The organism is Desulforudis sp. DRI-14 (genome assembly GCF_052618305.1).
Genome location: NZ_JBQXEZ010000012.1, coordinates 49696 through 69810 on the forward strand (window position 1 = coordinate 49696; position 20115 = coordinate 69810).

Here is a 20115-nt window from a genome sequence, read left to right on the forward strand (position 1 = left end):
GTTACAAGTTGCTGCGCCTGCTTTACTTTATCGGGCCTCTTGCATCCCGCACGTGATAGCTCGGGCAGCCAAGTTACGGTAATCACTAATTCAATGCGATGCTGAAAACAAACAAGTCCAAGCTACCTAGAGCCCGCCTTCCGCCAGCTTAAACCGGTCGTGCAGGACCCTGACGGCCTGGTGCACGTACTCACGGGCGATGACGCAAGAAACCTTGATTTCCGAGGTGCTGATCATCTCGATGTTGATCCCCGCCGAGGCCAGAGCCTCGAACATGGCCGCGGCCACCCCGGGGAAGCTGACCATGCCGGCGCCGACAATCGAAACCTTGGCCAGGTCATCCTCGTGGGTATAACCTTTTGCGCCGATGTCATTCAGGATTCTCTCCACGACCGGAAGAGCCTTCCGGAGGTCGTCAGTGCCGACCGTAAAGGCGATGTCATTGCGCCCGTCACGCATGGCCCCCTGAATAATCATATCCACGTTGATATTTTCATCCGCTAGGGCGCGAAAGATGCGCGAGGCTATGCCGGGTTCGTCCTTAACATCGAAAAGCCCTATCTTGGCTACGTTCAGGTCGTGAGCGATACCGCTTACCACCGCTGCCTTCTCCATGTCCCGAACCTCCTGGATTAGCGTCCCAGCATTGTTGTTAAAGCTTGACCTTACCACCAGCGGCACCGAGTATAGCTTGGCCAGTTCCACTGCCCGCGGGTGCAGGACCACCGCCCCGAGGCTGGCCAATTCAAGCATTTCGTCGTGCGAAATAACGTCGAGTTTCCTGGCCTCGGGCACCACCCGGGGGTCAGCCGTATACACCCCGTCGACGTCGGTATAAATCTCGCAGAAGTCGGCCTTGAGCGCCGCGGCGACCGCAACGGCCGTGGTGTCCGAGCCGCCGCGGCCGAGAGTGGTTATTTCGCCCTGTTCGTCAACGCCCTGGAAACCCGCCACCACGACGATACGCCCGCGTTCAAGTTCGGATCTGATCCTTGAAGGGTCCACGCCGGCGATGCTGGCCTTGTTGAAAACACCGTCCGTCTTGATCCCCGCCTGCTCGCCGGTCAGGGAGACGGCCTTAAAGCCCATCCCCTCCAGGGCCATCACAACCAAAGCGATCGACACCTGCTCCCCTGTAGCCATCAGCATGTCCATTTCACGTGCGGGCGGGTCGCTCGATACCTTGTGCGCGAGTTCGATAAGATGATCCGTAGTGTCGCCCATGGCGGAGACCACGACTACGACGTCGCGGCTCTGTTCCTTCGTCGCCGCGACTCTTTCGGCAACCCGCCGGATACGCTCGGGATCGGCTACCGAACTGCCCCCATACTTCTGAACAACGATCATTTCTTCTCTACACTCCCTGGCACAACCCGTACTGTTGCTCCGTTGACATCCGGTTGAAGAACATTGATGCCGGCCTTAAGGTTCAGTCGCCGGTAAGCGGTTGTAAAAGCTTCGGCCACATTTCCCGCGTGTTCCGGCTTGACGAGGGCCAACAGCGTGGGACCGGATCCGCTCAGGCACACGCCGAGAGCCCCGGCTTCCATTATCAATGCGAACACGTCGTCCATTCCCGGAACGAGTTTTTTCCTGTATTCCTGGTGAAGCCTGTCCTGCATGGCGGAGCGCAACAATTCAAGCCTGCCCGTGGAAAAAGCCCCTACCAGGAGACCCAGCCTCCCCAGGTTAAAAACGGCATCCTCAAGGCTCACCTGCCGGGGAAGCACGCGGCGCGACTGTTCCGTCGACAATGGGAAATCCGGTACGGCCACCACCGCCGTCATTTCTTCGGGGGGGGTAAGCCGGACATAATAAACCCGGTCGCCTTCAACCGCGGCGAGCACGACCCCTCCCAGAAGGGCGGCGGCGCAATTGTCAATGTGGCGCTCAACGCGCACAGCCAGCCGTAGAATATCTTCCGCGGGCAGTCGTAAGCCCAGCACCGCGCCGGCGGCTACGATGCCCATTATGACAGCGGCCGCGCTCGACCCGAGGCCCCGGGTTACCGGGATGCGGTTGACGAGGTGCAGCCTTAAGCCCGGCAAAACCGCTCCCAGTTCAGAGGCCGCGAAGCGCATAACCCGGACGACCATGTTGCGTTCATCGCGAGGCAGGGTGTCCCGACCCTCGCCTTCGATCGTTACGGCAAGACCGCGCTCCCGGCGGGAAATAAAACACTCGTTCCGGAGGTTCAGGGCCATACCCAGGCAGTCGAAACCCGGCCCGAGATTAGCGGCGGTTGCCGGAACAGAGACTACCAGGCATTCTTCGCTGGACATGCGATCATGACGTCTCCCCTACGACGCGGATGACATTGTTGATGGCGTTGACCACAGGCAGGCCGGCGAGTGTGGCGATGGCCGACCGCACGTTTTCCTCGGCCACGTCGTGGGTGATCACAACCAGTTCGGCATTCCGGTTTACCGTCACCTTCTGCGTAACGGCAGCCAAGCTAACCATGTTGTTTCCGAAGGCGGTGGCTATTTGCGCCAAAACACCGGGTCTATCCACGACATTAAGGCGGACGTAGTTGCGGCTGATCACCCTGCCCATCGGCTTGATGGGCTTTTCCGCAAAGCAGGTGCACCCGATGATGCCGGGAACCTTGTAGCGAACATTCCTGGCCGCATCCATAACATCGGCGACCACGGCGCTCGCGGTCGGCAGTTCGCCCGCCCCGCGCCCGTAGAACATTGTGTCGCCGACGGCGTCGCCCTTAACAAAAACGGCGTTAAAAACATCGTTAACGGCAGCCAACGGGTGTGACTCGGGCAGCAAGGCCGGATGAACACGCGCCTCGATGCCTTCCGAGGTATCTCTTGCGATGGCGAGAAGCTTAACGACGTAACCCAGTTCCCTGGCGTAGGTGATATCCTCAGCGGTGATCCGGGTGATGCCCTCCACATATACGTCTGCTACTTCCACCCGGCTGTTAAAGGCGATGGACGCTAGAATGGCGATCTTCCTGGCGGCGTCGTATCCTTCAATATCGTTGGTGGGGTCGGCCTCGGCGTAGCCGTTCTCTTGCGCGTCCCTCAGCACGTCCTCGAACCGGGCGCCCTCGGCGGACATCTTCGAGAGCATGTAGTTCGTCGTACCGTTAACGATACCGATGACTTCTTCAATGCGATTGGCTGCCAGGCACTGCTTGAGCGCCCGGATGACAGGAATCCCGCCGGCAACGCTGGCCTCAAACAACAGGTCGCAACCGTGCGCCTCGGCCAAGGCAAAAAGTTCTTTGCCGTGCGCGGCGATCATGTCCTTATTCGCGGTAACAACGCTCTTACCCCGTTTCAAAGCCTCCCTGACGAGTTCCAGAGCGGCCCCCGTCCCGCCGATCACTTCAATGACGATGTCAATGCCGGGATCGTCAAGGATATTCCCGGGGTCGGTCGTCAGCACGTCCGGAGGCAGTTCCAGGCCGCGGTTTTTAGCCGGATCGCGAACGAGGATCTTGCTCAGCACGAGCTCCACGCCGGCGCGCTGGGCGAGAAGATCGCCGTTGCTCCGAAAGATCCTGGCCACGCCGCGCCCTACCGTACCCAGCCCTAGCATGCCCACGCGAATTTTCTCAGCCACTGAATTACAACTCCCAACGTCTTGCAAATCACTTCCATTATATCGGGGAAACCTCGCAAATTCCAGCAAATACTTCGAAAATAACCCGCTATTTCCCGTCCTGGTAACCCTTCGCCAGCCATTCCGCCGCCGGCAGGACTTTAACCCCGGTCTTGCGGGTCACGTCGTCGCCGACCTTGGCCAAACGCATCTTTCGCTCCCGCTCCCCCGTAAAAAGCGACAGTTGTACTCTGTCTACGGGGATAAGCTTACCGCAGGAAATGCCGATTAAACGTACCGGTGTGCCCGTCCAGCTCTGGTTGAGAAGAGCAACGGTAACCGAAGCCAGTTCCCCGGCCAGGCACGTCGGCTCGGCCAGGCGCTTGCCCCTCGTAATCAGTTTGAAATTGTAGAACTTTATCTTAAGTGTCAGGTGAGCCGCCAGGTACCCCTTGCTGCGGAGGGCCCGAGCCACGTCCTGGGCCAGGACGGCGATTTCCCCCTTGAGAATCTCTCCATCCCCGATATCCCGGGGGAAAGTCACCTCACGGCCGATGCTCTGAATCTTACGCACAGGCTGGACCGCTCGATCGTCCCGCCCTCTCGCCTGGGCGTACAGCTGGTGCCCGTACACGCCGAAAAGCTTTTCCAGACGTTCGAGAGACATCTCCCGCAACTGGGCGACGCTCATTATCCCCATTTCATTCAGGCGCCGAGCTGTCTTCTCGCCGACGCCCCACAGCGATCTGACCCCGAGCGGGGCCAAAAAATCCAGGACTTCGTTCTGCTCAATAACCGTTAATCCTGCGGGTTTGCGGAAATCGGATGCTATCTTGGCAATAAGCTTGTTCGGCCCCAGGCCGACAGAACAGGTGAGCTGAACAGCGGAGCGTACCTCATCCTGCACCCGTCTCCCCAGTTCCACCGCCTGAAGGCGGGATTTAACCGTACCGGTAAGGTCGAGAAAAGCCTCGTCCAAAGAAAGCGGCTCAACCAAGGGGGTCAACCGGCAAAAAAGCGCCATGACCTCCTCGGATACCCGCGCGTAGCGCCGGTGGTCTGGTGGCACGACAATCAATCGCGGGCAAAGGTGGATTGCCGCGGCCGTGGGCATGGCGCTGCGCACCCCGAACTTGCGGGCTTCGTAGGAGGCGGCGCATACCACCCCCCGCTGGTCCGCCGGCCCGGCGACGGCCACCGGCCGGCCTCGCAGTTCGGGATGGTCCCGCTGTTCCACCGACGCAAAAAAAGCGTCCATATCAACGTGCATGACCCAACGGTCCACTTTGGCATCACCCCGCAACATACATTTTATCGCAAAAAGCGCCTCTCTTCTCTCCTAAAATCGGTTAAACCGTTGTTTTTGAACCTTGACAGGAGAAGCCGGCAGTTGACCATTCCTTGGGCAGCATCTAGGATTAGTTTTGATACAGAGACGCAGTCTCAATAAGGAGACAGCACTCCATGCCCGGTGAAATCGAAAGGTTTAAAAAATACCTGGTGATGAAGGGTTGCCGTCTGACCACGGAAAGACGGCTGACCCTTGAAGCCATCCTTGATTTTTCCGAACATTTTACGGCCGAGGATCTCCTTGAAAGACTGCGCAACAGACATCACAAGGTGTCCCGGGCCTCCGTTTACCGAACCCTGGAGGTCCTTGTCGCCTGCGGCATGCTACGTAAAATGGGGCTCGGCGAAAACCGGGCCTATTACGAGTATCACTGGCAGACTCATCACCATCTCGTCTGTGCGGAATGCGGCAAAGTCATAGAGTTCACTCACCCCCTTTTCAACGAGCTCGAAGAAGCGGTGCGCACCGTCTACAGCTTTGACGTCGCTGACCACACACAAACCATCACCGGCATCTGCCGGGCGTGCAGTGCCAAATCAAACAACTGACCGAGGAGAACACGCGCTATGGAACGTCAGCAAGAAAACCGCATGGCCTTGACCCGTCTGAAGTCCGGTCAAACCGGAACGGTGGTCGATATCCTGGGAGGACGCAGCATACACGACCGCCTGTACGCCCTGGGCATCCACCGGGGAAAGAAGGTGACCAAGGTTTCCTCCATGTACCTGCACGGGCCGGTCGTGGTGGACCTCCAGCACAGCAAAATCGCGCTGGGGTTTAACCTTGCCGATAAGGTTGTGGTGGAGGTCGAACACTAGTGCGCGTTTTCCTTGTCGGAAACCCCAACGTGGGGAAAAGCGTGCTTTTCAGCTGCCTTACAGGAACCCGGGTGGTTTCGGCGAACTATCCCGGGTCCTCTGTTGAATTTACCCGCGGCTTCATGCAGCACAACGGCCAAAGGGTGGAAGTGATCAGCGTTCCCGGCATCTATACCCTTGAGCCGCTTGGCGAGACTGAAAAAGTCGCCGCCGAGATGCTGAGCCATGGCGATTTGGTCATCAACGTCGTCGACGCCACCAACCTGGAACGAAACCTCTACCTCACCCTGCAACTGCTCGAGCGCGGCATCCCTGTGATTGTCGCCCTCAACCTGTGGGACGAGGCGCAGCACAAGGGCATCGTCATCAAGCACGAAGAGTTGGAAAGGCTTCTCGGTGTCCCTGTCGTTCCCACCGCCGCCGTCCTCTCAAGGGGCATCAAGCACCTGTTGGGCAGGCTGCCGGACGCGAAACCGGGCGACCTGCCTCCGGCCGGCGAGGACGAGCGTTGGGCCCTGGTGGGCCGGATAACGGCCCGGGTCCAGACGGTCACCCATAAACACCACACCTGGCTTGAAATGCTGGAAGACGCCAGCATCCGCCCGTTTACCGGCCTGCTTATGGCGGCGGCCGTTATTTTCATCACCTTCAAGGTGCTCCGGTTTATCGGGGAGGGACTGATTATCTACGTCCTTGACCCCTTGTTCAACAATTACTACGCCCCTCTCATTCTAAAACTTCACCCTGTCCTTGAACCGTCACCCTTCTGGCACAACCTTTTAATCGGCCACATAGAGGGACAAAAGGTCGACTTCATCACTTCGATGGGGGTTCTGACCACCGGGCTGTACGTCCCTATCGGAATGGTTCTACCTTATATCCTGGCCTTCTACCTGGTCCTGGGCTTCCTGGAGGACCTGGGATTCCTGCCGCGCCTGGCCGTTCTCCTGGATTCGGTCATGCATTCGGTGGGCATGCACGGATACGCCATCATCCCGATGATCCTGGGGCTCGGGTGCAACGTGCCCGCCGCCTTGGGCATTAGAACCCTTGAAAGCAAGCGCCAGAAGTTCATCGCCATGACCCTGATGGTCGTGGCCATTCCCTGTTTTTCACAGACGGCGGTCGTTATCGCCCTGGTGGGCAAACACGGGGGGATCTACCTGGCTTACGTCTTTGCGACCCTGCTGGTGATTTGGATCAGCCTGGGGCTGATCCTCAACCGCTATCTGCACGGCTCGACCCCCTCGCTCCTCATCGAGATCCCGCACTACCGCATTCCGAACTGGCGACAACTGGGGAAGAAACTGTCCATGCGCCTTAAGGGCTACACCCTCGAAGCCGTGCCGTCGGTGATCGCCGGCATCATCTTGATCAATTTCTTGTTTACCTACGGCATCGTAGACCTCCTGGCCAGCGTCTTCGAGCCGTTGATCGAAGGGTGTTTCGGCCTGCCGAAGGAGTCGCTCGCAGCGCTGATCATCGGCTTCCTGCGCAAGGACGTGGCCTTAAGCCTGCTCCAGCCTCTGGGCCTCGACATCCTGCAACTGGTTGTGGCTTCCGTCCTGCTTACCGTATACTTCCCCTGCATCGCCACCTTTTCGATCCTCCTTCGCGAACTGGGAGGACGCGACATGCTCAAGGCCACGATGATCATGTTTGCCACGGCCTTCGTTTCCGGGACGGCCATCAATTATGCGATCCACAACAGCCCCAACACCATCTGGCTCGTCCTGGGGCTGATGCTGGGCGTCGCCTTCTTGATCAGCCGCGGGCAGAACCGTGCCGCTCCCGAACATGAGGCAAAGACCTTCTCAGACTTCCGAGCGTAAAAAAGAAAGGCCTGCCAAGTTCCAGACAGGCCCCACAACACCTTACGGAATTACCCGTTTCTATCTGCCGAAGACCGCGCCTATCCGCATGGCCAGCCTGACCAGCCAGCCTTTCAGCCGCCGCTCCATTCTGCGGTACTCCTCGCGCATCTTGGCCATTTCCTGCTGCATAAAGCGTATCGACCGCTGCAGGTCTTCCCCGGCTTCGAGGGCATCCTTAAGGTCGCTCTGCAGCCTTTCGATCTCATCTTCGAGGTACTGTTCCCTCTTGGACTGCCCCTGCCGGAGTTTTTCCACCCGCTCCCGGAGGTCGATGATCTCGCTCTGCAGTTCAGCCATGCGCGTGGCATGCGTTTCTTTCAGTTCAGCTAGAGACGCCTGGCTCTCCCTGTATTTTTCCTTGTACTGCTGGAGCTTGGCAAACATCCCCTCCAGGTTCTCCTGTGCGGCTGCCAGGGACTCACGCAGGCTATTGCTATCTTCCTGTGCCTGACGGGCCCGCTGCACCCAGAGCCGGCACTGGTATAGGATGCTCGCCGCCTTGGATTCCAGCTTTTTGACCTGTTCCTGGTAATAAAGGATTTCTTTCTTGCGCAGCGAAAGCAGGAGGTCTTTCTCCGAAACCTGATTGGCAAGATGCTCGTATTGCTCGCGCACGAGGGCGTGCGCGGCCATAGCCGCGGCCACCTCTCTCTGCGAAGCGGCCAACTCGTCCATCTGCACCTTCAGGTGCTGTACCTTCTTATGCCATTGTTCTCTTTCCTGTTGCTTACGGCGTTTTTGCTCCTTTAAAATGTTGAGGTACTTCTTCGTTACAGCGTCGTATACCTGATGTGCTTTGCTATTGTATACCCAGAGGGAGTCTCCGCGTTTTTCGAAGTAGGGGAATTTCTCAAGGATGGCTTCTACACTCTTCTCTCCCGTTTCCCGCCAGTTGTTCACGACACTGACCACCTGGGCGAGCGTCAGGCCCCCCGGATGCAGGCGGAAGGCCTTGATCGCCAGGTGTTTGAGCGGATAGCCGCCCGCGTCGAGATCCCACTCCGTAAGCCCCCAGGTCCCGTTGGACAACTGCACAAACCGGCCGTCCGAGATCAGGTTGGCTTCCTCGGCGATCAGCCGCCGGAGCTTTTTCTTCTTCGACTGGCTGGACTTGATGATTTCCCAGAGGCTTAAAGGTTCCTGGCGTTTTAAAAGCATGTGGTAGAAGTGGTCGTTCTCGCGGTCACCCTTCAGGTCGAGCCGCCACTGCCCGTCTCCGGTGGGGACAAAGCAACTGTGCTGCTTCAAACAAAGTTCCACCTTCTCCTCAACCTGCGCCAGCGACTGGTCCTTCAGCATCTTGCGCCGTACATAGGGCGCCAATTCCTTGGCCGGCAACGTTTCAAAAAAGAAGAGGGTTCTTTTGAGTACATCCGTCAAGGAGTGTAGATTGCCGTTCACCCCTAACCTTCTCCCTTCCGTTACTAGTAATTCCATTATTTTCCTAGTTCTAGGTCAGGGGTGATATCCCTGCGCTTAAAGGTTAAATTATTAACGTATTTTTCTTACATGCTTCTACACAAAAAGGCCGTCGGAACCCTGAGGTCAGAGGTCTGACCTCAAAGCGACCGCATCCGCAGCCGCTATTTAAAACCAAAAAACCTCCCGATCGGGAGGTTTTTCAGACTGATTTTCTTATCGAAGGCTGTAGTTTGGTGCTTCCTTGGTGATGAGGACCTCGTGGGGATGGCTTTCGCGCAGGCCGGCAGCGGTAATGCGAACGAACCTGGTCTTTGTCTTGAGTTCCTCGATATTCCTTACGCCGCAGTAGCCCATGCCGGCGCGCAGCCCGCCGACCAACTGGAATATTGCATCGGACAGGGGACCCTTGTAAGGAACACGTCCCTCAACCCCTTCGGGGACAAGCTTGTCACCGCCGCCTTCCTGGAAGTAGCGGTCACCGCTGCCTTCCTTCATAGCTCCCAGGGAACCCATCCCGCGGTAAACCTTGTAACTGCGGCCCTGGTAAATCTCGATTTCGCCGGGGCTTTCCTCGGTGCCCGCCAGGAGGCTCCCCAACATTACCACGTCGGCTCCGGCCGCGATCGCCTTGGTGATGTCGCCTGAATACTTGATGCCGCCGTCGGCGATGATCGGTATGCCGTGTTGCGACGCCACCGAAGCACAATCGGTTACCGCCGTGATCTGCGGCACCCCGATACCTGCGATGACCCGCGTCGTGCAAATCGATCCGGGCCCCATGCCTACCTTGATCGCATCAGCGCCTGCCTCAATAAGGTCCCGCGTCGCTTCGGCGGTGGCGACGTTACCGGCCACCAACTGGACGTCCGGGTACTTCTTCCTGATGGCTTCGACCGCGCGGATGACACCCCTGGAATGCCCGTGCGCGGTGTCCACCACAATGACGTCGACCTTGGCCCTGACGAGGGCGTCGACCCGTACCATAAACTCGCCGGTCACGCCCACGGCCGCCGCCACACGCAGCCGGCCGTGCGAGTCCTTGGCGGAAAACGGGTACTTCTGCGCCTTTTCAATGTCCTTAATGGTAATCAGACCGCGCAGGCGAAACTCTTTGTCGACGAGAGGGAGTTTCTCGATTTTATATCTCTTCAGTATTTCCTTGGCCTCATCAAGGCTCGTCCCGACAGGCGCCGTAATGAGGTTCTTGCTGGTCATGACATTGCCGATGGGCTGGTTGAAGTCCTCGATAAAGCGCAAGTCACGGTTGGTAATGATGCCTACCAGTTTGCCGTGTTCGGTAATCGGCACCCCGGAAATGCGGTAGCGCTCCATAAGCTTTAAGGCAGCGACGAGGGTATCCTCAGGCGAGAGATAGATGGGGTCGGTGATGACGCCGTGTTCGGACCTTTTAACCTTGTCGACTTCCAGCGCCTGTTCTTCAACCGACATGTTTTTATGAATAACGCCGATCCCGCCCTCACGGGCGATGGCCACAGCCATGCGGGCCGTGGTAACCGTATCCATCCCGGCGCTCATGATGGGGATATTCAACCGGATCGTCTTTGTCAGGTTGGTAGTCGTGTCGACTTCCCGCGGCAAAATCTCCGAGGCCGCCGGGACAAGCAACACGTCATCAAACGTCAAGCCCTCACGGGCAAACCTTTCGTGCAATGCTTTACGCCCCCCCCGCCTGATAATATGCACATCATTATAGCACAGGACATACCGTGTGCCAACTGCGCGCCAGGCTTGCCCCGTCACGGATAGCTTGCCTTAATTTTAAATTTGGCCCTAAAAATTCGTCAAAGAACCGTAAACATCTATTTTGGCACAAAAGAACCAAACATATGCGTTTTATTTGTGGGGAAAATAAAAAATAAAAAAGACCAGTGAGGGGGTGTGGGATTGGCTCTCGTAAGAGAGGCGGAACGAGGTCTCGAAGCCTTAAAGTACGAAGTGGCGAGCGAATTAGACCAGCCCTTTTCCGATAAGCTCTATTACGAATTGTCAGAGGAGATCAGCAGTTTCGGATCGCTGCCGCGCCTAAGCCCCCAGAATTACCGGAACGTCCTTGACAAGCTTAAATACGAAGTGGCTGCGGAACTCGGTTACTGGAACCAAGTCAGGGACGGCGATTGGGGAGAACTCTCGTCCGCCAACTGCGGCGCCGTCGGCGGGAGGCTGGGCGGCAGGATCGGCGGGAACATGGTACGGAAAATGGTCGCTTATGCCGAGCAGCTTATGAACATGCGTTAAGCCGGTGCTTTCACCGGCTTTCTTACTTCAATCCCGGCCCATTACCGAATCGACTCCATAACGCATAAACTGCTCGCGCAGGTTGGCAATTGCTTTTTCGGAAACATTGAATTCGTATGCCAGATCTTGATCGGACCGATTTTGCGATAAACCGTGGATAAATTTTTTGAAATCGATGCCTACTTCCTGGCACTTGATCTTTAAACTGGGCTGGGTGCTCCAAGGCGGTCCCAATTCATCTCTCGCCATCAACATTTCCCCTTTTGCATAGTTTGCTCAGCTACACTCCCGGTATACCGCCGGCCTTTTTCAGTTCAGCACGGACATCCACGCCCAGCGTTTCGGCAACAACAACGGTCTTTTACACACAGTTCGAACTGTTTCCCGTCCACCCGCGCCGCGCGCCCGTTCAGCATCCCGTGATAAGCCAGGTTTCCCAAGCTTTCTTTCCCTTGGTGTCAATGGGCGTGACTGGGGTAAGCGATCAGGCGCTTTTCCCAGGTTTTGAGTATTATCCGCTGGCTGTTTTTCTCGACGACGTAGCTGGGTCCAACGGGCGTCTTGCCGTAACCGTCCGGCGCGTTGATGATGTACGTGGGCACGGCGAGGCCGGACGTAAAGCCGCGCAGGTACTCCATCACCCTGATGCCTTCGTCCACCGGCGCGATAAAGTGCCTGGTACCGACGACGTCCTTGGCCTGGAAGAGATAGTACGGGCGAACGCGGATTTTAAGCAATTCCTGGTTCAGTTTCCGCATGACAAACGGGTCGTTGTTTACGCCCCTCAGAAGCACGGCCTGGTTGCCAAGCACCACCCCGGCACGGATCAGCCGGTCGCAGGCTTCCTTGGCCTCGGGGGTTATCTCCAGCGGGTGATTAAACTGGGTGTTGATGTAAACAGGAGGATATTTGGCCAAGATCCCGCACAGCTCGTCGTCTATACGCTGGGGCAAGGTAACGATCGTCCGCGTCCCGATGCGCTTGATTTCGACGTGGCTGATGGCGTCCAGCTGGCCCAACAGCCAGTCCAGGGTCCTGTTCGACAGCAGCAGGGCGTCACCGCCCGTAACCAGGACGTCACGGATTTCATTGTTTTTGCGGATGTAGTCAAGCGCGCCTTCCAGAACCTGTCTCGTCTGGTGTCGGTCGACTTCGCCGATGTTTCTCCTCCGCTGGCAGTGCCGGCAATACATGCCGCACATATTTGTAACGTTGATAATCAGCCGGTCGGGATAACGGCGGGTGATTCCCGGCACCGGCGAGGTGAACTCCTCGCCCATGGGGTCGTGTGAGCCGCCGGGGTCGCTGATCTCCTTGCCGGAAGGAACAGCCTGGAACCACACCGGGCTCCCCGGCCCCGCAGCAACCACCAGCGAGGCGTAGTAAGGGGATATCGCCCAGCGAAAGACCTTGCCTACCTCGTCGACTTCGCGCAGTTCGGAGGCCTTCATTCCGGTAATACCCGCCAGTTGGCGGACCGTCCTGATGCGGTTGCGCATCTGCCAGTGCCAGTCGGCCCAGTCTTCCTCCGTCCCCCCCAGATAGGCAAGGATTTTCTCCTTAGCCTCGCTTATCCGCTCCGCCCACGAAAACCCGGTGGGAATCGCATCTTTCACGGCCAGGTAGTCGCCTATGCGTGCTTTAAGCTCACGTGCTCTGGCCTGGGCAATAAGCCGTTTTTCTTCCGGCGACAAGCACTTGGGATTTACCTTGGAAATGGCCATGTGTTACCAACCTCCCCGAACACAAGATAAAGCGCCCTGGAGTTCCATTCCAGGGCGCGCGCAAACAGATGAACACAGTCTTTCACAAGGCCATGTCGCAGGTCTGTCTTTCTACGCTTGCGAGGTTAGCTGACGGGTTCGGATTGAAAGATAACCCTACCGGGCCAGGGCCCGGACTCACCCCAACGGTACTTTGGGTCCCCCGCTTCCCTGTTTGGGAACTCAGCGATCAGCCAGTATTTATTTACGAATGATTATAACAAATACCAGGGTAGGAGTCAAGACACATGGTAATGTTTGGCACAAAAATGTACGTACCTGCACCCCTTACTGACCGAGGTGCGAGGTGTCGTTAAAAAGCAAGAGCATAGCGCGGTCCTGATCGAAAACCTCAATAATGTTCAGGGCTGCGTTGTCTTGTCGAAGCCGCCAGTATTCGTTTAAGTCCATTTTCGCAAAATGGCCGATGGCGACCCGAATCGAGCCGCCGTGCGAAACCACGACGACATTTCCGTCGGGATGTCCGGCCACGATGTCAAGAAGCGCGGCGACAACCCGCGTTTTGACATCCCTGAGGCTTTCGCCCGAAGGGATCCTGGTGTCCAGCGGGTTGTTCCACCAGCGCTGCGAAACCTCGGGGTATCTCTCGGCGATTTCGGTACGGGTCAAACCTTCCCACTCGCCGAAATGGATCTCTCTCAAAGATTTCAAGGCGGTAACAGGAAGCCCGTGCTCCGCCGCTATGAGCGCTGCGGTCTCAAACGTACGTTTGAGATCGCTTGCGTATACCGCGTCTATCCTCTCTTTAGCAAGGCGCACCGCAATCGCCCGTGCCTGCTCCAGCCCCTTCTCGCTCAAACCGATATCCGCGTGTCCCTGGTAACGCATGGCATGGTTCCACAGCGTTTCCCCGTGACGTACAAGATACAATCGGGTACCCAACTTCCTTCCCCTCCCGATACCAGATCCGTGACCCCGGTTGTTGAGGCAGTTCTATTCAGTGAGGAGCCTCTTTATTCTTTCAACCAGGTCATCGACCAGGTGAGGAAGGGGTTCGGGACACACCCCGACCAACTCGGCAGTACCGCGGATCAGCGGTAACAGGATCTTAGGCGCGGAACTGCCGGCGACGGCCTCCGCCATTCCAGGAGTCACCTCGCCCAGCATGGCATTAGGGACGATAATGCCCAACGGCCCGACAATCACATCAACCCTGGACGCGTTATATACGACAGCGTTTTCCCCGCTCGCCCCTTCGTTCGCTCCGGCCTTAAGCATAACGGACGTCGCGAGGGCGTTTGTACCAAGCGCTAAAATCTCCAGGTTTTCGGGCAGGGCTTTCCGCAATTTCTCGGTAATATGTTTGCCTATGCCACCGCCCTGCCCGTCAATGACGGCAATGCGCATTAGAGCCTCTCCCCTCTTAGCCCCTAAGTATAGCATACGGTGCACAGAAAAAAAAGGAGACCTTGTATGGTCTCCCAAAATATGCTACTTATGTCGCCAGCTACCATTTTATACCCAGAATTGTCCACATTTTGTGGATAAACACTAGTGCCCCGTCTGTTGCCTTGTAAAACGCTGTAGTTTATTCTCCAGCTCAATAATTTGGCGGTTCTTCTGCAGAAGGCTCTGGGCAAACTGGTGATTTGTCCGTGAAAGTCGTTTGTTTTCCCTTTCGAGCCGCTCCTGGAACATAGCCTTCTCCTGTTCCATCCGCTCCAGCAAGTGCATCAGCACCCGCCGGCTCAAGCGGAGCTGCAAAAGCTTATCTTCCAGTTCCTGAACTCGCCTTTCCAGATGCTGAACATCCTTTTGCATCAACGGCCCTCCAAATACGCCCTTATCCTTAGTTTATGCCGCAGGGCGTTTGTTTAGACTTGGCGGGCTTGCTGCAAGGCTTTTACAACCGAATAGGGCACGGTGACCCCTCCCAGGCAGGCGTGATAGCCCCGCCCGTGATAGTCGGACCCCCCCGTAACAAGAAGTTCGAGACTCCTGGCTATCGCCAGGTAGTGCTCGACCATCTTTTCGTCGTGATCCGGATGGTAAACCTCAAGGCCCTTAAGGCCGGCCTCCATCAGGCATTCAATGATCCGGTCGTCGCCGACCGTTCCCGGATGGGCAAGAACGGGAACGCCGCCCGCCTCCAGGATCAGTTCCACCGCTTCCTGCGGCGCGAACTTCGATCTTGGGACATACCCGGGCCGGTTGCGGCCGATAAACCGCTCGAAGGCCTCGTCGGCGCTGGCGACAATGCCGAGACGCACCAACGAAGCGGCGACGTGGGGCCGCCCCAGCGTTCCGTCTCCGGCCTCGCGCAAAACGTCGGCCATTGTTATCGGCAAACCTATCGACTGCAACCTGGCCACCATTTTCTCGATGCGTATCGTCCGCGCATTCGCCAGGCTGTTCAGTCTTTCAAGAAATGCTTGATTCTTGAAGTCCACATAGTAACCAAGGACGTGCGCTTCCCGGGCGTTGAAATCGGTGTTGATCTCAACCCCCGGCACCACCTCGACGCTGTAGGCCGTGCCGAAGCTCAGCCCTTCCTCGACGCCCCGGACCGTGTCATGGTCGGTAATGGCTACAGCCCGGAGTCCCAAGAGCGCAGCCTGCCTTACGACCTCCTTGGGCTCCTTGCTTCCGTCCGAAGCGGTGGTGTGAACGTGCAAATCAACACTCAAGGTCAGCATCTACCCCAGGGTGTCCTTAATCAGGCGCATGAAGTTGCCCCCTAGTATTTTTTCAACTGCAGACGTTTTGTAGCCCCGCCTGAAAAGCCCCTGCGTAAAAAGCTCCAGGCGTGAGACGTCTTCCAGGCCCTCCAGCGCCTCCTCGAAACCGTCAAAATCGGAACCCAGGCCCAGGCAGTCCTCACCGCCGACCTTAACGAGGTGGTCGGCGTGGTCCAAGAGCCTCTCCAGGCAAGGTTTATGCTTATCGATAAAATCAGGGACAAAGGTCAGGCCGATTACGCCGCCGGCGCCCGCTACGGCGCGGATCTGCTCGTCGGAAAGGTTGCGGGGGTGGTCGCAAAGTTCCTTGCTGTTGGAATGAGAGGCCATGAAAGGCTTGGCGGAAGTGCGCACAACGTCCCAAAAGCCGGCTTCCGCCAGGTGAGACACGTCGACGATCATCCCAAGCCTGTTCATTTCGGCCACAACCTGCCGTCCGAAGTTTGACAGACCGCCGGCGCGTAGGCCCTCCCCGACTCCGTCGCCGATTTCGTTGCGCCCGTTCCATGTCAGGGTCAGCGCGCGCACCCCCAAACGATGCAGGATACGAAGGTTGGCCAGGCTGCCTTCCAGGGCTTCCCCCCCTTCAACGGCTAGCAGACAAGCCAGTTTGTTTTCCGCAAGGGCGTCAAGGACGTGACGGAAGGCTGTGACGTGGGCCACCCCGGGAGTGGGCAAAAGCTTTTCATAAAAAGCGTCTATAATCTCCAGCACCCTGTTCATGGCGCGGCAGCGGAAGCGGGGGTGGACAAAGGCCGCAAAAAACTGCACCTTGACCCCGCCCCGGCGCAGCCTGGGAAGATCAAGGTGACCTAAATGCTGTTGCTCTGCAAACTGTCGTGTGCCTTCCAAAAGGTTGATAAGGGTGTCACAGTGGGCATCAACAACTACACTGCCGTGGTGGAACGCATGCGCCTGTCGCACCCCGTCAGCTGAGTCGGAAAACAAAGAACCACTCCTAACTATCGCGGTTCCACGATCAATTTGATGGCCGTCCGCTCTTCACCATCAATGACGATGTCGGTAAAAGCTGGGATACAAATCAGATCCATACCGCTTGGAGCCACAAAACCTCTCGCAATTGCTATTGCCTTAACAGCCTGGTTTATGGCGCCCGCGCCGATGGCCTGCAACTCAGCGCTGCCCCTTTCCCGCAACACACCAGCCAGGGCTCCGGCAACAGAGTTTGGATTGGATTTTGCTGAAACCTTTAAAACATCCATCCTGTGACCTCCCTCGAAGACATCCAATGCTACGTCAGCTTCTGGGAAAGTCTATTCGCCGAAGCCCATAAAATTCCTTTTACCAAAATGGAAAAATTTAAATATTTGTGCGTAAACTTAGGATTTACAGTTTTTTAGGGACTTTGCTCGTTGATGCGGTAAACATTTACGGCCTTTCCTGACGACTGGTCAATATCCACCACCAAACCGTTAAACTGGACAGGTCCCCCGGCGACCTCAAAACGCGCGGGGAGCTGGGTCAAAAACCTGTCGATGACCAGCTCGCGTTTAACCCCGATGACCGAATCCCGGGGACCGGTCATCCCCAAATCGGTAATGTACCCCGTTCCCCCCGGCAAAATCCTCTCGTCCGCCGTTTGCACGTGCGTATGCGTCCCGACGACACAACTGGCGCGACCGTCGAGATACCAGCCCAAGGCGCACTTCTCCGATGTGGCCTCGGCATGGAAGTCGATAACGGCAACGGCCGTATACCTGGCCATTTCCGCCAGTATTGCATCGGCCTTGCGGAAGGGGCAGTCCAGGTCAGGCATGAAGACGCGGCCCGAAAGGTTGCCCACGGCAACCTTCGCGCCGCGCTTCGTGCTGAACACTCCGTAACCCACCCCCGGCGTGCCCGGAGGATAATTGGCGGGACGGATAATCCTGGGTTCTTCCTCGATAAAGTTGAGGATTTCTTTCTTGTCCCAAACGTGATTCCCCATCGTGAGTACGTTGATGCCGTAGCCGAAAAGCTCCTGAGCGACTTCCCCGGTCAGCCCGTTGCCACCGGCGGCGTTTTCGCCGTTGGCGATCACGAATTCGACGTCGAGCCGGGACACGAGCCGCGGTAAAAACTCCTTGACGGCCCGTCGTCCGGGGCGACCAACGATATCACCGATAAAAAGCAGGCGAACCAAGGATATCCCCCATCATCTATTTGGCGTACTCAACCACGCGGGTCTCGCGAATAATAACAACCTTGATCTGACCCGGATACTCGAGCTCGTTTTCAACCTTGCGCGCGATTTCCCTTACCAGGCGCACCGCCCCCAGGTCGTCAACCTTGTCGGGTTTGACCATGATGCGGATTTCCCGTCCGGCCTGAATGGCAAAGGCCTTATCGACGCCCGGGAAGGAATTCGCAATCTCCTCCAGCTTGGTAAGCCGTTTGATATAGGATTCCAGCGTTTCGCGGCGCGCCCCCGGCCTTGCGGCCGATATCGCGTCGGCGGCCTGAACCAGGACGGCCTCGATCGTCTTGGGTTCCTCATCCCCGTGATGAGCGGCGATAGCGTGAATGATCTCGGGGTGCTCCTTGTACTTCTTCGCCAGTTCCACGCCGATGGCCACGTGCGGTCCTTCCATTTCGTGGTCCACGGACTTGCCGATATCGTGCAGAAGTCCCGCCCGCCTGGCGATCTTGGCGTCGACCCCCAGCTCGGCGGCCATAAGGCCGGCCAGGTAGGCCACCTCCACCGAGTGTTTAAGCACGTTCTGGCCGTAACTGGTACGGTACTTCAACCGCCCCAGCAGCCTGATCAGATCGGGGTGCAGGCCGTGCACATTAGCGTCAAAGGCCGCCTGTTCTCCCGCTTCGCGAAGTTGGATCTCGATTTCCTTCTTGGCCTTTTCCACCATTTCCTCGATGCGCGCCGGATGGATACGGCCGTCCGCGATCAGCTTCTCCAGGGCCATCCTGGCGGTCTCGCGGCGAATGGGATCAAAACCGGAAAGGATAACCGCTTCCGGAGTATCGTCGATAATCAGGTCTATCCCGGTCAGCGTTTCAAACGCCCGGATATTCCGCCCCTCACGGCCAATGATACGTCCCTTCATTTCATCATTGGGCAGGGGAATGACGGCCACCGTTGACTCGGCCACGTGGTCGGCGGCACACCTCTGAATAGCCAGGGAAATGATCTCCTTGGCTTTCCGGTCCGCCTCGTCCCGGGCCTTGTTCTCCAGTTCTTTGATCAAAACCGCGATCTCCTGCTGCATTTCCTTTTCCACGTCACGCAACAGGATCGTTTTAGCCTCTTCCTTGCTTAGCCCGGAAATCCTTTCGAGTTCCTGAACCTCCTGCTGTAAAACGCGATTGAGCTCTTCCTTCAAGGCGCCTAGCTCCGCTTCCTTGCGGGAAAGGTTCTCTTCTTTCTTCTCAACGCCCTCTAGTTTGCGGTCGAGGGTTTCTTCCTTCTGCAGAAGACGCCTTTCCAGCCTCTGCAGCTCCGAACGCCGTTCCCGGTGTTCCCGTTCGACCTCGTTGCGAAGCCGCAGGACCTCTTCCTTGGCTCCCACCAGCGCCTCTCTCTTCTTATTCTCGGCTTCTCTCGACGCCTCTTCCAAAATGAGCTGGGCCTTTACTTCAGCTGCACCGATTTTGGACTCAGCCATAAACTTGCGCACCAGGTATCCCAGCGTGAAAAAGACGGCAGCTGCTATCAGAGCGATAATGACAGTGTTTTGGGGCATTGCTGCTACTCACCTCCTTGTTTCTTGTTTCTTGTTGCTTTTTCTTACATAACAAAAAAACCGAGGAAACCTCGGTCGAAAACGAATTGACACTAGAGAACCCGAAGAAACGCCGTCTTTTCTTCGGTTCCCGCCCATATTGGATTTGCGATCTATAAAAAACCAATAATGGTCAAGATGCCAATTCTATTTTCTCCCAAAGATATTTTATAGAGGACCAAGGGCACTGTCAAGCTATGTACACACAAGCAATTTATTATTGCTTGTATTTATGACTCTTTTCTCCAGTATTGCCATGATATTACCCGGCCTAAACATTGAAAGCCCTGTGCCAAAAGTGTCGGGGAGCCTTCTTTTTGCCAGCTTCTTACCGACGAAATTCAGGCACTGCCGAAGCCGGTGCCTATCTCCTCTCAGCTCTTGCCCGAGCACAAATCCGGATGTTATAATAGCATCGATGCCGAAGTGGCGGAACTGGCAGACGCACCGGACTCAAAATCCGGCGGGCCCTAAACCCGTGTGGGTTCGACTCCCACCTTCGGCACCAGTGAAATCAAGACTTCCCGGTTTCGGGAAGTTTTTTGTTTTGTTTCTTGAAAAGAAACTTGGACAACCGCCTTCCTCTGATCACCGGTTTCCCGACCATCACCCCGCCTGACGGTTGGCCCCTGCC

General features: G+C 57.0%; 20 protein-coding genes, 1 tRNA gene and 1 riboswitch. Of the genes, 5 read left to right on the forward strand and 16 right to left on the reverse strand.

Annotation, left to right across the window (positions count from 1 at the left end; genetic code table 11):
* Positions 1-126 precede the first annotated feature (126 nt).
* The 4 genes from ACUM6F_RS08300 to dinB all read right to left on the reverse strand — a co-directional run bounded on the left by ACUM6F_RS08300 (position 127) and on the right by dinB (position 4846).
* Positions 127-1347, reverse strand: a complete 1221-nt coding sequence (locus ACUM6F_RS08300) for an aspartate kinase (protein ID WP_425621858.1) — start codon at positions 1345-1347, stop codon at positions 127-129.
* A complete protein-coding gene (thrB, locus tag ACUM6F_RS08305; protein WP_425621859.1) occupies positions 1344-2282 on the reverse strand; it encodes a homoserine kinase in 939 nt (312 codons plus the stop codon). The genes ACUM6F_RS08300 and thrB overlap by 4 nt, the downstream gene beginning before the upstream one ends.
* A gap of 4 nt (positions 2283-2286) precedes the next feature.
* On the reverse strand, positions 2287-3582 hold the full coding sequence (locus ACUM6F_RS08310; protein ID WP_425621860.1) for a homoserine dehydrogenase: 1296 nt from the start codon (positions 3580-3582) through the stop codon (positions 2287-2289).
* A gap of 88 nt (positions 3583-3670) precedes the next feature.
* Positions 3671-4846, reverse strand: coding sequence for a DNA polymerase IV (dinB, locus tag ACUM6F_RS08315; RefSeq protein ID WP_445348943.1), 1176 nt, complete (start codon positions 4844-4846; stop codon positions 3671-3673).
* A 179-nt stretch (positions 4847-5025) separates the two neighbouring features.
* Here dinB and ACUM6F_RS08320 point away from each other — a divergent pair, with 179 nt between their 5' ends.
* From ACUM6F_RS08320 to ACUM6F_RS08330, 3 genes are read left to right on the forward strand one after another with little or no spacing between them, the layout of a single operon-like run.
* Positions 5026-5460 (forward strand): Fur family transcriptional regulator, encoded by a 435-nt coding sequence (locus tag ACUM6F_RS08320; RefSeq protein WP_425621862.1) that lies wholly within the window; start codon positions 5026-5028, stop codon positions 5458-5460.
* A gap of 18 nt (positions 5461-5478) precedes the next feature.
* The gene (locus tag ACUM6F_RS08325; RefSeq protein WP_425621863.1) at positions 5479-5730 is read left to right on the forward strand and encodes a FeoA family protein; all 252 of its coding nucleotides are present in this window, start codon (positions 5479-5481) and stop codon (positions 5728-5730) included.
* Positions 5730-7562, forward strand: a complete 1833-nt coding sequence (locus ACUM6F_RS08330; RefSeq protein WP_445348944.1) for a FeoB small GTPase domain-containing protein — start codon at positions 5730-5732, stop codon at positions 7560-7562. Before ACUM6F_RS08325 ends, ACUM6F_RS08330 begins: the two co-directional genes overlap by 1 nt.
* 60 nt (positions 7563-7622) lie before the next feature.
* Here the strand turns inward: ACUM6F_RS08330 and ACUM6F_RS08335 are convergent, their stop codons facing one another.
* On the reverse strand, positions 7623-8984 hold the full coding sequence (locus ACUM6F_RS08335) for a phage-shock protein (RefSeq protein ID WP_426377427.1): 1362 nt from the start codon (positions 8982-8984) through the stop codon (positions 7623-7625).
* A 255-nt stretch (positions 8985-9239) separates the two neighbouring features.
* Positions 9240-10697, reverse strand: a complete 1458-nt coding sequence (gene guaB, locus ACUM6F_RS08340) for an IMP dehydrogenase (RefSeq protein WP_425621866.1) — start codon at positions 10695-10697, stop codon at positions 9240-9242.
* 234 nt (positions 10698-10931) lie between these two features.
* On the opposite strand from guaB, the gene ACUM6F_RS08345 reads away from it, so the two are divergent.
* Entirely contained in the window at positions 10932-11282 is a 351-nt protein-coding gene (locus ACUM6F_RS08345; RefSeq protein ID WP_426377426.1) for a small, acid-soluble spore protein, alpha/beta type, read from the forward strand.
* A gap of 27 nt (positions 11283-11309) precedes the next feature.
* On the opposite strand, the gene ACUM6F_RS08350 is transcribed toward ACUM6F_RS08345, so the two are convergent.
* From ACUM6F_RS08350 to rny, 10 genes are all read right to left on the reverse strand, one after another.
* Positions 11310-11531: a helix-turn-helix domain-containing protein gene (locus ACUM6F_RS08350; protein ID WP_445348945.1), complete on the reverse strand. Its 222-nt coding sequence runs from the start codon at positions 11529-11531 to the stop codon at positions 11310-11312.
* Between the two features lie 209 nt (positions 11532-11740).
* A complete protein-coding gene (gene eam / locus ACUM6F_RS08355; RefSeq protein WP_445348946.1) occupies positions 11741-13006 on the reverse strand; it encodes a glutamate 2,3-aminomutase in 1266 nt (421 codons plus the stop codon).
* Between the two features lie 99 nt (positions 13007-13105).
* A riboswitch (cyclic di-AMP (ydaO/yuaA leader) is annotated at positions 13106-13244 on the reverse strand.
* An 89-nt stretch (positions 13245-13333) separates the two neighbouring features.
* On the reverse strand, positions 13334-13948 hold the full coding sequence (gene cobC, locus ACUM6F_RS08360) for an alpha-ribazole phosphatase (protein WP_426405438.1): 615 nt from the start codon (positions 13946-13948) through the stop codon (positions 13334-13336).
* A gap of 51 nt (positions 13949-13999) precedes the next feature.
* On the reverse strand, positions 14000-14413 hold the full coding sequence (locus tag ACUM6F_RS08365; protein ID WP_445348947.1) for a DUF3842 family protein: 414 nt from the start codon (positions 14411-14413) through the stop codon (positions 14000-14002).
* A 144-nt stretch (positions 14414-14557) separates the two neighbouring features.
* Positions 14558-14827 carry a translation initiation factor 2 gene (locus ACUM6F_RS08370; protein ID WP_425621872.1) on the reverse strand — a complete coding sequence of 90 codons (270 nt, stop codon included), beginning with the start codon at positions 14825-14827 and terminating at the stop codon, positions 14558-14560.
* Between the two features lie 53 nt (positions 14828-14880).
* Positions 14881-15693 (reverse strand): PHP domain-containing protein, encoded by an 813-nt coding sequence (locus ACUM6F_RS08375; protein ID WP_445348948.1) that lies wholly within the window; start codon positions 15691-15693, stop codon positions 14881-14883.
* 9 nt (positions 15694-15702) lie between these two features.
* On the reverse strand, positions 15703-16596 hold the full coding sequence (locus ACUM6F_RS08380; protein WP_425622131.1) for a dipeptidase: 894 nt from the start codon (positions 16594-16596) through the stop codon (positions 15703-15705).
* 110 nt (positions 16597-16706) lie between these two features.
* Entirely contained in the window at positions 16707-16967 is a 261-nt protein-coding gene (locus tag ACUM6F_RS08385) for a stage V sporulation protein S (RefSeq protein ID WP_425621874.1), read from the reverse strand.
* Positions 16968-17101: 134 nt separating this feature from the next.
* The gene (locus tag ACUM6F_RS08390) at positions 17102-17887 is read right to left on the reverse strand and encodes a TIGR00282 family metallophosphoesterase (RefSeq protein WP_425621875.1); all 786 of its coding nucleotides are present in this window, start codon (positions 17885-17887) and stop codon (positions 17102-17104) included.
* 16 nt (positions 17888-17903) lie between these two features.
* Positions 17904-19442 (reverse strand): ribonuclease Y, encoded by a 1539-nt coding sequence (gene rny / locus ACUM6F_RS08395; protein ID WP_445348949.1) that lies wholly within the window; start codon positions 19440-19442, stop codon positions 17904-17906.
* A 459-nt stretch (positions 19443-19901) separates the two neighbouring features.
* On the opposite strand from rny, the gene ACUM6F_RS08400 reads away from it, so the two are divergent.
* Positions 19902-19989: transfer RNA gene (locus ACUM6F_RS08400), tRNA-Leu, on the forward strand.
* The last annotated feature ends 126 nt before the right edge of the window (positions 19990-20115 follow it).